Genomic DNA, 11364 nt, shown 5'->3' on the forward strand with positions numbered 1-11364 from the left:
ATCAAAGGACAACACAGGAAGCACAAAGGAAGGAAGATGACGGCTGTATTCACGCCTTTGGCCATCACGCTCAAAGTCTCTCTGGTGGCTACGGCCATTGCCGTTGTCTGCGGTGTCATTTCAGCCCGGTTGCTTGGACGCCGACCGTTTCCCGGTAAAGATGGACTCGAAGCGATATTAACCCTGCCTCTTGTTATGCCGCCGACCGTACTCGGCTATTACCTGATTGTTCTTGTTGGTCGAAAAGGCCTCTTTGGGCAGTATTTATGGGACTATTTCGGGATTACACTCATGTTCACGTGGCAGGGAGCAGCCGTGGCTGCTGCCGTCGTTGCCTTCCCGCTCGTGTTCAAATCGGCCCGAGCAGCCTTCGACAGTGTACCACACGATCTTGAAGACGCTGCTCGAACACTTGGCTCCAGTGAATTGGTTATTTTTATACGCGTCAGCCTCCCGCTTGCCCTTCGCGGTGTTCTCGCTGGCAGTATGCTTGCCATGGCTCGTGCCATGGGTGAATTCGGCGCCACCCTCATGGTGGCCGGTAATTTACCCGGCAAAACACAAACCCTGCCGCTCGCCGTCTACTCAGCAGTTCAGGCAGGCGATGATACGACGGCCAATATTCTCGTGGCCGTTATTTCCGTCACCTGCATCACTCTGCTTATTATCACGGCGCGACTCGTCAAACCGAAATAAAAGACGACAGGGATATCTTGCATGGAATACGCGCATGGTGCGCAGGGCGTTTATCCACCGAAAGCGTCCACGAACAACCCTGGCAGCATAGCCCCCAATGCCGCCATCATGGAATTGGAGTTATCATGAAATTGACCTCACGCCTCCTTCGCATTCTCATCGTAACCGTTGCCCTGGTTTGTCTGGCTGCCCCAGCCTTTGCCGCAGCCCTGACCGTTTCGGCCGCCGCCAGCCTGACCGATGCATTCACCGACCTCAAACCGGCGTTTGAAAAAGCCAATCCCGACGTTACTGTAACCTTCAACTTTGCCTCGTCGGGTGCTCTCTACCGCCAAATCGAACAAGGCGCTCCTGTTGACGTCTTCGCTTCGGCCAACCAGCAGTGGATGAAAAAAGCTGTTGAAGGTGGTTTGGTCACGAAAGATTCCGTGAAAAATTTTGCCTCGAATACATTGGTTCTGGCCGTTCCGAAAGGAAATCCGGCCAAAATAAGCGGCCCCGATTCCCTCAAAGAAGCGTCCGTCACCCGTATCGGCATCGGTCAGCCGAAAACCGTTCCCGCTGGACGGTATGCAGAAGGTAGCTTGAAATCCCTTGGTATGTATGACGAACTTATGTCGAAATACATTTTTGGAGAATCCGTACGCCAGGTGCTCGACTACTTGATCCGTGGCGAAATCCAAGCTGGTTTTGTCTACGCTACCGATGCGAAAAAAGGTGGCGATGGCCTTGAAATCGTGGCGACCATGCCTCTTGAAAAACCGATTACTTACCCTATTGGTATTCTTAAGGATGCCGCTAGCCCTGATTTGGCAAAAACTTTTATCGAGTTCGTGCTCTCTCCGGACGGACAAAAGCTGCTGGAAGCCCGCGGCTTCTCTGCTGTCAAAAAATAAATAGGGATATCCCATGCGAATACGCTTCCATATCGAAAAACGGCTGCACTCGCAGAGCAATAACTTCGCTCTGAACTGCTCACTCGAGACGGAAGATGATAGTCTCGTGCTCTTCGGACCGTCCGGATCGGGCAAGACCCTGACGCTGACGGCTTTAGCCGGCCTCATGCGTCCCGACACCGGATACATCGAAATCAACGGCCGTGTGTTGTTTGATTCGAATAAAGGCATCGATGTGCCTACCCGACATCGTGGATTAGGCTATGTCTTTCAAGATTACGCCTTGTTTCCGCATCTGAGCATTCGCGACAATATTGGCTTTGCCCTTGCGCGTCCATTCCGTGGACTGACCTCACAAGATGCCAATCGGGTCGATGATCTGATGAACCTCTTTGGCCTGTCTGAATTGGCGCAACGTTCTCCCCGAGTGATTTCCGGAGGACAGAAGCAGCGTGTGGCAGTAGCCCGCGCATTGGCCAGCCAACCATCAGCCTTGCTTCTCGATGAACCGTTTTCGGCTTTGGATCAACCTCTGCGCCAAAAAATGCGTACGGAATTGGCCAAAGCAGCAAGACTCTTCGATATCCCCATTATCATGGTGACACACGACCTTGTCGATGTGGAAGCGTTGGGGAAAAGCGTCGCTGTTTATCGCCATGGCCGTATTGTGCGCCATGGGTCTGTTGGAGACGTGGCAGGAGAAGATTGGTCAGGACTTTTCGGCGCGACAGCACATTCCGAACGCGCCGAGAATGAACGACCACACAATCTTTCCCTCACAACAAAATCACACTCCGAAATGCATCGCGCTGCTGTCTAAACGACAACACCGATTCCTCACAAAGAATTCAAGAAAAGCATCTCGGCGGATAAAAAGCAGAGCACGTTCCTCACTTTTTATCCGCCTTTTTTTACTGATTCAGCCTCCTATCTTTCATTTCTCTCCGTGCTAACGAAGCATTTTTTCCGTATTTTTGGTCGTTTTCACACGATCGTCCTCTTCAAGTGATACTGAAGGGCTTGCCAGAGACATTATAATCCCGTTATCGTTGTTGCAGAAAATATGTCGTCTGTTCGTGGTCAACACCTCCCCACTGTCAAAATGGCACAATGGATCCGTTGTCTCATGAACAAAAGTATAGCCTGTTGTATCGTCTTACCCAAGGCCATCATCCGTCGCATCCGGAAATCCGGGCAAACCTGTTGCGAAGAACCTCATGAGCGAAAAGAAATCCCTTGATATCCCCGAAAACCTGGATGAAGAGTTCTACCAGATAAACAACGACATCCTGCAGAGCTTCAGTAAATATCGTCCTCCGCTCAATATTTATCGGTTTCGTGAAGATGTGCAGCGTATCGTAACGTACTACGAAGTGGGGAATCGACTGTCCAAGCACCAGACAGAAGAATTACCAGAGCTTGTCGATGAAGGTGTTATTTTTGTTTCGCGAGTTGACCATTCCATTTACGTCAAGCATATCAGCTACCAGCTTGACCTTGTCTTGCTGGACAAACATCTCACTGAACGAGAAACCGCCGACATCTTTCAGATGGCCATTACGCGCCGGATGGAAGCTTTTTTCGAACAGCCCGTGAAAATGGTCTACGACAAGCTGCAAGCAGATATATTCGTTCTGACCGAATACCTTTGGGAAGACATCAACCGTGGCCGGGCCTTGGTTCGACGATTTCATAAAGAGCACACGTTGGCGAATCATTCCGTCAACTGCGGTTTTTTCGGACTGCTGCTTTTTCTCTATAGCAGGCCCAAGGATTTTTGTTTGGAGCCCAAGAACCGCCAGCTCCTCAACCGCATTGCTCTCGGACTTTTTCTTCACGATATCGGAATGAGCAAAATACCGCCCTTCATTCGTGACAAGACCCAACCATTGACTCCAGACGACCGACAAAAAATTCAAAATCACCCGAACATCGGGCATGATATGCTGTCGAAACTCGACATCAAATATCCAGAGATCGAACAATGTGTCCTGCAGCACCATGAACGCCTTGATGGTTCGGGATATCCAGGAAAAAGAAAGAACGGTGACATCACAACCTGGGGTAACCTGGCTGCCGTTGTCGATAGTTACTGTGCCATGCGCACGCAACGCCCCTATGCCCAAGCCCTTGATCCTGCTGCAGCAGCCCAACGATTAGCCGATGATCGCCGATACGAGGGAGAATGGACCAAGCGGATCCTGCCTATTCTTGTCAAGATGAAAGAAAACAGATAGTTCTTCCGGGCGTGGCAACACCCGTGCTGCCGCGCCCGATATGTGATGTGTGGATTGCGCTCAACATCACTCCAGCGTTTTTTCCTTTGCAACGGCACTTATGGTCTGGTGCCGTTTCTTTTTGCCACATTTTACCTTATTGATTGCAAAATGCTTCATTTCCCACTGCCAGCGGATTGATTTTCGCAGGTAAAACGTTTAATTTTAAAACGCATCCTTGAGTAATGTTTCAAACATAAACAACCAACAGCTTCATAACCTATTTCATCCCATGCAAAAACAACCCGTGGTCCTTGTTGTTGATGACGAGGCCGATTTTCTTGACTCTCTTTCCGAGCGAATTCGACTACGCGGAATGGAACCACTTGTCGCATCAAGTGGCCCTGATGCGCTTCTGCTCGCTCGCTCTCATCATATTGACCTCGCGGTTATCGATCTCAAAATGCCGGAAATGGACGGCTTGGTGACCATCGCCAAACTTCGTGAGATTAAACCCGACCTCAAAACCGTTCTGTTAACCGGACAAGGGAATGACAAAGAACGCCAAGCCAGTGAAGCTTTGGCTTCTGGATTCTATGAAAAAAATGACATGACGGATTTTTGGTCCTTCCTGCGGCATTTTCAACAACAATCGGGGCTGGTGATTCTCGCCCAACCTCCGACCACAAGCATGCCGGGATTTGATGATCTCATGGAATCCGAACAAATTGAAATGGCTGCCGCCGGCAAATTATTTACTTCGTCGGCCTTTTCGACGGAACCCGAACGTCACAGCAGTGTGACCGACCCTCGGCTTATAGGCGAAACTCCGGTCATGCAGGACCTTAAGCGCAATATCGCCAAAGTCGCGACGCTGGACTGCACCGTACTGATTCGCGGAGAAACGGGAACGGGCAAAGAGCTTGTGGCCAAAGCCATCCATCGCTTGAGTCCTCGTGCCAATAAAAAATTTCTTGCCGTCAATTGCGCGTCCTTCAGCCAAGAATTACTCAGCAACGAACTTTTCGGCCATGAAAAAGATGCGTTTACAGGTGCTTCCCGTATCAAAAAAGGGTTGTTCGAAGCTGCCGACGGCGGCTCCATCATGCTTGATGAGATCGGAGATACCCCCCTCGCCATGCAGGTGCAGCTCTTGCGGGTCCTGCAAGAAAAAACGGTCATCCGAATAGGTGGAACAGAGGAAATCCCTGTGGACGTCCGTGTCCTCGCCGCCACTCATCAAAGCCTACAACATAAAGCAGAGCGTGGTGAATTTCGTGAAGACCTTTATTACCGCCTCAATGCCTTTGTTTTGCGCATTCCTCCCCTTCGAGAACGCCGGGAAGATATTCCGTTATTATGTAGCTATTTTCTTGAGAAATATCGCCGAGAGTTCAAAAAAAATATCGAACGATTTTCTGGAGATGTTCTCGAAATATTCATGCAGCACCCGTTCCCCGGGAATGTACGCGAACTGGAGAACGCCGTTGAGCGTGCCGTTATCCTCTGTGAAGACAAAATTATTGTCCCGAACCATCTCCCGAAACGCTTTCAAATTGCCCCACAACCTGTTGCATCCCCAGCGCTGCCGGATAAATTGATTACGCTTGCTGAACTTGAAGATGAATATATCCGTAAAGTAATGCAAGCGACCAGCGGCAACCGCAACGAAGCGGCTGAGATTCTTGGTATCAGCCGCAGTTCATTATGGCGTAAGCTCAAACGCCTTGAAGAAAACGGCTAGCGATGTTTCAAAATAAAACGCTCGTTCTATTTTGAAACATATCCAACTTACCAAAAACACAGAACTTCATAAAAATGTTTCAAAACAAAACATTCCTATGATTTCGCGAGCCTTTTTCTCGGCATTTAACAGACCGAAATAACAAGAAAAAACAAACATAACCCATTTGGCACGCAATCTGCTTAAATGGTTCCAACTGAAGACAATGTTGCAAGGAGCCTGATATGCCGATTATTACTATTTCTCGCGATTCATCCAGCCACGGAAAACGTATCGCTGAACGTGTTGCCAACACTCTGGGCTATAGCTGTATTGGGCCGGAAATCGTCCAGCAAGCCGCTCAAAGCTTCGATGTCGATCAAAAGCGTCTGCAATTGGCTGTTGGCCGCGCCCCCAGGTTTCTTGATTCATTTGGCTCATCCAAAGAACGTCACCTCGCGCTGTTTCGAGCCGCTTTTTTTGAATGCATGCATTCCGATAATATTGTGTATCACGGCATGGCGGGTCACCTTTTTTTGCATGATGTCCCCAACGTCATGAAAGTACGCATCGTTGCCGACCTTGAAGAACGCATTCGTGAACAAATGCGGCGCAAAAATATTGGCTACGATGAAGCCAAAGCGCTCTTACTCCGCCAGGACCAAGAGCGGTCCAAATGGACAAAAATGCTTTTCGGACACGATAACCGTGACCCCAGCCTCTATGATATCTATCTCAACCTCCACAACATCTCCGTAGATAAGGCTGTTGAAATCATTGTCGACGCTGTCCGCATTTCAACCAACGGACACCGCGAGATCATGCGAAAGATGCTGGCCGACATGGCCTTGGCAGCACGTGTTGAAGCAAAATTGTATGAAGTCTTTTCCGATGTTGAAGCCACCGTTCGTGATGGAGAAGCCTTTGTCAAAGTTGGTGCCTCGCTTATTCAGGAAAGCACGGCCTATAGCAAAGCTGAAACAGCCGTTGCCGATATCCAAGGGCTAAGACGTATGCATCTTGGCCTGACAACCCCCGGTTCGGTTCCGTTCTAACATCACGGCATTTCTTTAAGAATCAAACGCCCCGGTGTCGTCGACTCCGGGGCGTTTAATTTGGTGCGTATCGTCTCGCAAGGGCCAAGGTCTCATCGCCACACATATATATTCGTATTACATTGAAAAAATGCATGATTTTCGACAGAAGCCATTGCCTCATCCTGGTTTGGAGACATCCTTGAAATAAATAATTTTATCCTCGCCTGGTCTATAATAATCCCACTGCACGGCATCGCGCAGATAGCCATTTTTCTCATAAAACCGGCGAGTCGGTGTATATTGCAGACGCATGGACGTCTCTACATATAGTCGTTGGCATCCCTCCGCCCAAGCGGCCTGCTCTATGGCTTGCAACAATGATTTCCCCACCCCTTGGCCACGATACGTCTCTGAAACGGCAATCCAGTACAGGTTAAACCGATTCTGTGTACAGGAAATAGGTCCATAACACCCATATCCCACAGTCTTTCCGTCCATGTCATCGGCAAACACAAACGAGTATCCGCTTTTCTCACCTTTTGCTTCATACTCTTCTAATAATTCAACGGCCATCACAGCCTCTTCCGAACTGAAATACCCTGAAGACGAGACAATATGGAAAATCGTGTCCGCGTCACCCGATAACGGTTTCCGCCGAAAAGTCAGACCCGTTGCATAGAGGTCAACACGACGCATGTTCTGGTCTCCTGCATGGTTGCAATCACAATGACGAACATACGTCTGGTCTTGTATGCCTCGACAAAATGTCATTGTACTCATATTACGCCGCCCGGCGATTCAATGCCCACGCATTCCCGACAGAGCAACATCCAGACAATGCAATGATACGCACCAGTTCGGTATAGTCGATGTGCGAACGAGCTGCCGCCGCGGCCAATCCAGCATCTGGAGATAAACAAGGATTCGCGTTGACGTCGATGATAAACGGATGCCGTCCTGCGTCGACTCGATAGTCAATACGGTAGTACCCCCGCAAGCCGAACAGACGGCCGCAGGCCAAGCTGAGGCGTTTCAAGTTCTCAATCAAAACCGCATCGTCTTCATTGAAATCATATCGTCGTGGCGTGTTGTGATAGGCAAACGATGCTTCATCCCACTTGGCCTCATATCCGACAATCGCCACCGGACCGGAAAATCCCCGAAAAACAATTTCCGCCACGGGAAGCGCACGAGGGCCGTCAGGTGTATCGATGACCGAGACGTTGAATTCACGACCATGAATGTATTCCTCTGCAAAATTTCGCCCACCTTGGCTGGCCCGTTTCTCTTCAAGCGCGGTTTCAAGCAGCATCGACGATGCCGCTTGGAGGACGCATCCATCATCCAACCCTTTGGATGCATGCTCGAAGACGGACTTGAGGATAAATCGTCTTTCCGCATCGAATCGATCGATCATACTGGCACTATTGGCACGACGAAGTGACTCCACCGTCACCCATGCCGGGGTGGGCAAATCGGAATGAGCGAGCAATTCTTTCGCCGTCAGCTTGTCAGTGGATAAGTACATGGCTCTGGAGCCTGCCCCTGTAAATGCCACGCCTTCTTCCTCAAGGACGAGAGGAGCAAGATGTGACAAATGCGCTTTGCCTCCCGCGCCTTCAACAAAATTGAACACGAGATCTGCTGATAATGCTCGGATCGTCTTGGCAACGGCCGTCAAATCAAGCTCAAAATGACAGAAAAACACCGTATGCCCAGCTTCACGTAAAGCATTGGCAACAGCCTGGGCCTGAACGATCGTATCAGCGTCATCAACCGAAAGAGACGATTCGGGCTTATCGTGCAAAATACAAACGCGCATGGGAATCTCTCCGTGTCAAAAGGCGCTACTATAGCGTCTGTCAGCAATAGAAACCAACATTGCGATACGACTCGAGCCAATACGGAAGATTGCCGAGTTGACAATCTGCTCAATGAGGTCCGTATATCCAACACCAGCCAAGGTTGCCATAATAGGCAAATCCGAATGTATCGGATGCAATCCGGGTAATGGGTTGGCTTCAATAAAATTCGGAATACCGGCAGCATCGAACCGAATATCAATACGTCCGGCGTCACGACCTCCCAATACTTTCCATGCGGCCAGAGCAGTATCCGCGGCCTGGCGTGCAGGCTCGTCCGTGCCAAGACGATAGGTGACAAGCTCTTCGCAATATTTCTTCGTCTCAAATGTATAATCGATCCCATCGGCTTCGGCTTTAATGGCAACATCAAGGACGCCGATGACACGTGCGGCCTCTCCGGTTCCGACAATGCCGACCGTATATTCTCGACCTGGCAAGTACGTTTCGACAAGAACAGGTTGAGAAAATGTTTCCAGAAGATCCATGCACACTGTTTTGAGCTGGTGCATATCCGTTATCCGCGACATTGAAGTCACCCCCTTGCTTGTCCCTTCAGCAACGGGTTTAGCAAAAACCGGAAACGGCAGATTGACCCCATCAAGGTCTTCCATGCGCTCGATCACGATGAAATCGGCTGTCGGGATACCGCAATCGCGCACAATACGTTTGGTCATCCCTTTATGCAGACACAAGCACAGTGTCAGCGGGTCCGAAAACGTGCAGGCAATCCCGACCCCTTCCAACACAGCCGGGACTTGCGCTTCGCGACCATACCCTTCCAGCCCTTCGGCAATGTTGAAAACCAAGTCGAACGATTCACCAAGAGCTAAACGCCTCGTCAACGGCTCTAAAGACCCAATACGGACTACGTGATGACCGACGTTTTCCAACGCTTCGCTAATGGCATCCACCGTCTCCGGACTGTCGAATTCGGCCGCTTCCACTTCGCTCATTCCGCGTGCAATATAGTCGTCCACCAAATCATAGGTCAGACCGATTTTCATGATGCGTCCTTGCTCGCCGTGTCGGCAATCATGGGGTTGACGATATCGAACTCACGCCCTTCGTAATTGCGAAATGTGATGACCTGTCCTTCACGCCGTACAACGGCATCCGGGCATACGGCTGTTTTTCCACCGCCACCAGGCAAATCCACAACATAATGTGGAACAGCGTATCCCGACGTATGACCACGCACCCCACGAATGATATCAAGGCCGGTTTCAAGCGGCGTTCTAAAGTGCGAGGACCCGCGGACCTGATCGCACTGGTAAAGATAATATGGTCGCACGCGATTACGGAGCAATCCACGAAACAACGCCGTTGCCGTTGCGGTATTGTCGTTGACGCCGGATAACAACACGGTTTGGCTCCCCATAACCACGCCAGCATCGGCCAACCGAGACAATGCTTCGGACGATTCCGGAGTGAGTTCACGCGGGTGGGTTGCATGAATACTCACAAACAACGGATGAAACCGCTTGAGAATTCGAACTAAAGACATGGTAATGCGTTGCGGCATGACCATGGGGGCCTTGGTGCCAAGGCGAACCATTTCGACATGCGGTATGGCGAAAAGCCGGGAAAGCACATACTCCAACGCGGCATCGCTTAACGTGAACGGGTCCCCTCCGGATACGACGACATCGCGAATTTGTGGCGTACGCTCAATGTAGGCAAGGGCCGCATCAAACCGTTTTCTGGGCCGTGCACTCATTTTTTCACCGCCCACAGCGCGTGACCGAGTACAATATCGACAATATGCCGCGCACATGCCCGTTGCCAAAAACAGCACCCTGTCGGGATACCGATGCACCAATCCCGGAACGGGGCTGTCATCATCTTCATGCAACGGGTCGTTCGCTTCATACTCCATGACATGGCATTCAGCCGGTGTCGGAATCATGGTTCGTCTCAACGGATCACTCGAATCCGTCGTCGACAGCAAAGATGCATAATACGGCGTAACGGCTGCCGGCAGTGCCGTTCCCAATCCCCCCAATGCGACGATTTCATCCTGGCTCAAATCAAAGATTCGACGAAAATCCTGCAAGCTGTGCAATCGGGATTTAAGCTGCCAGCGCCAATCATTCCATTGCGCATCGGTCACGTTTGGATACCAGACGTCCCGAAATTCTCGACTGTTTGCACTAAACGGGAAAACACCCCGCATTCCCCGACCATGTCGGCGCATTACTGGGGAGGGAACACACACAGCCACATGTTCGAGAGGAGGTTCTGCCTCTTCCGGGGCGGAATCGAGAAGATGTTCCATGTCTCTTATGCTCCTATGCATACAAATGGCGGTTCAGCTAAAGCCGAACCGCCGGGCTAAACGTCGTGACCCGTACTCGGGAATCGGGCCTCTTCCTCGTATTATCTTCCCATTACGGAAACAGACTTACGAAGACGCGTTGCCTCCTTCTTCCTGAAGTTCATTTTCCGGAGCGGCTTCGTCTTTCAACACTTCATACGACTCGACTTTCACGAGAAGCGTTCCGTCTTCCTGCTCTTTGACATCACCGACGACTGAAATTCGTGTTTCATAGATCGAACTAAAATCAGGTCCGGACAATACATAGTCGAGCCTGAAAAAACCGTTTTAGCGCCTATGTGATGCTTGCCGCCGGTCTCTGGTTCGCGCCTCCTCCGAGGAGCAGAAACGCCAGGAGCGCAAAAAGACTTCCCAGCTTCCGCATCAGCTTTCTGAGATTGAACGCCGCACATGCCATGAACAGATTGATGGTGTCCCCGACCGCGCCCTTGAGGTAGCTCCGCGCCATGCGGTGGTCGTGCTTGAGATGGCCGATCACCGGCTCGATGCCTGCTCGACGGCGGAAGCGTTGCCGGGCCTTCTGGCGCTGATGTCGCGAGTCTTTCTTCTTCGGCGGCTTCGGGATGAGGATTTGTGTATCTCCAACCTGTTTTAGG

The 11364-nt window shown here is 50.7% G+C and carries 12 protein-coding genes; 6 read left to right on the forward strand and 6 right to left on the reverse strand.

Annotation, left to right across the window (positions count from 1 at the left end; genetic code table 11):
* Positions 1 to 36 precede the first annotated feature (36 nt).
* From modB to G451_RS30135, 6 genes are all read left to right on the forward strand, one after another.
* On the forward strand, positions 37 to 696 hold the full coding sequence (gene modB / locus G451_RS0117630) for a molybdate ABC transporter permease subunit (protein ID WP_027185296.1): 660 nt from the start codon (positions 37 to 39) through the stop codon (positions 694 to 696).
* A gap of 125 nt (positions 697 to 821) precedes the next feature.
* Positions 822 to 1592, forward strand: coding sequence for a molybdate ABC transporter substrate-binding protein (gene modA / locus G451_RS0117640; protein ID WP_027185297.1), 771 nt, complete (start codon positions 822 to 824; stop codon positions 1590 to 1592).
* A gap of 13 nt (positions 1593 to 1605) precedes the next feature.
* Complete coding sequence (locus tag G451_RS30130; protein ID WP_084448633.1) at positions 1606 to 2412, forward strand: ATP-binding cassette domain-containing protein; 807 nt, start codon at positions 1606 to 1608, stop codon at positions 2410 to 2412.
* Between the two features lie 397 nt (positions 2413 to 2809).
* Entirely contained in the window at positions 2810 to 3829 is a 1020-nt protein-coding gene (locus G451_RS0117650) for an HD-GYP domain-containing protein (RefSeq protein ID WP_027185298.1), read from the forward strand.
* Between the two features lie 271 nt (positions 3830 to 4100).
* Positions 4101 to 5552: a sigma-54-dependent transcriptional regulator gene (locus G451_RS0117655; protein WP_027185299.1), complete on the forward strand. Its 1452-nt coding sequence runs from the start codon at positions 4101 to 4103 to the stop codon at positions 5550 to 5552.
* A 224-nt stretch (positions 5553 to 5776) separates the two neighbouring features.
* A complete protein-coding gene (locus G451_RS30135) occupies positions 5777 to 6586 on the forward strand; it encodes a cytidylate kinase-like family protein (protein WP_051261634.1) in 810 nt (269 codons plus the stop codon).
* Between the two features lie 159 nt (positions 6587 to 6745).
* Here the strand turns inward: G451_RS30135 and G451_RS30140 are convergent, their stop codons facing one another.
* The 6 genes from G451_RS30140 to G451_RS0117690 all read right to left on the reverse strand — a co-directional run.
* Complete coding sequence (locus G451_RS30140) at positions 6746 to 7264, reverse strand: GNAT family N-acetyltransferase (RefSeq protein ID WP_051261635.1); 519 nt, start codon at positions 7262 to 7264, stop codon at positions 6746 to 6748.
* Between the two features lie 85 nt (positions 7265 to 7349).
* Entirely contained in the window at positions 7350 to 8390 is a 1041-nt protein-coding gene (locus G451_RS30145) for a D-alanine--D-alanine ligase family protein (RefSeq protein ID WP_051261636.1), read from the reverse strand.
* A 15-nt stretch (positions 8391 to 8405) separates the two neighbouring features.
* Positions 8406 to 9437, reverse strand: a complete 1032-nt coding sequence (locus G451_RS30150; protein ID WP_051261637.1) for a D-alanine--D-alanine ligase family protein — start codon at positions 9435 to 9437, stop codon at positions 8406 to 8408.
* Positions 9434 to 10708: a KamA family radical SAM protein gene (locus G451_RS30155; protein ID WP_051261638.1), complete on the reverse strand. Its 1275-nt coding sequence runs from the start codon at positions 10706 to 10708 to the stop codon at positions 9434 to 9436. The genes G451_RS30150 and G451_RS30155 overlap by 4 nt, the downstream gene beginning before the upstream one ends.
* Positions 10709 to 10834: 126 nt before the next feature.
* Entirely contained in the window at positions 10835 to 11008 is a 174-nt protein-coding gene (locus G451_RS34225; RefSeq protein WP_156921699.1) for a hypothetical protein, read from the reverse strand.
* Positions 11009 to 11042: 34 nt separating this feature from the next.
* Positions 11043 to 11364 (reverse strand): transposase (locus tag G451_RS0117690; RefSeq protein WP_027185300.1); only part of this gene is annotated, 322 nt, incomplete at its 5' end.

The organism is Desulfovibrio inopinatus DSM 10711, assembly GCF_000429305.1.
Classification (GTDB): domain Bacteria; phylum Desulfobacterota; class Desulfovibrionia; order Desulfovibrionales; family Desulfovibrionaceae; genus Alteridesulfovibrio; species Alteridesulfovibrio inopinatus.

Coding starts and splice junctions, on each gene's coding strand:
- modB (WP_027185296.1), top strand. CDS start 37: ATGACGGCTGTATTCACGCCTTTGGCCATCACGCTCAAAGTCTCTCTG.
- modA (WP_027185297.1), top strand. CDS start 822: ATGAAATTGACCTCACGCCTCCTTCGCATTCTCATCGTAACCGTTGCC.
- G451_RS30130 (WP_084448633.1), top strand. CDS start 1,606: ATGCGAATACGCTTCCATATCGAAAAACGGCTGCACTCGCAGAGCAAT.
- G451_RS0117650 (WP_027185298.1), top strand. CDS start 2,810: ATGAGCGAAAAGAAATCCCTTGATATCCCCGAAAACCTGGATGAAGAG.
- G451_RS0117655 (WP_027185299.1), top strand. CDS start 4,101: ATGCAAAAACAACCCGTGGTCCTTGTTGTTGATGACGAGGCCGATTTT.
- G451_RS30135 (WP_051261634.1), top strand. CDS start 5,777: ATGCCGATTATTACTATTTCTCGCGATTCATCCAGCCACGGAAAACGT.
- G451_RS30140 (WP_051261635.1), bottom strand. CDS start 7,264: ATGCGTCGTGTTGACCTCTATGCAACGGGTCTGACTTTTCGGCGGAAA.
- G451_RS30145 (WP_051261636.1), bottom strand. CDS start 8,390: ATGCGCGTTTGTATTTTGCACGATAAGCCCGAATCGTCTCTTTCGGTT.
- G451_RS30150 (WP_051261637.1), bottom strand. CDS start 9,437: ATGAAAATCGGTCTGACCTATGATTTGGTGGACGACTATATTGCACGC.
- G451_RS30155 (WP_051261638.1), bottom strand. CDS start 10,708: ATGGAACATCTTCTCGATTCCGCCCCGGAAGAGGCAGAACCTCCTCTC.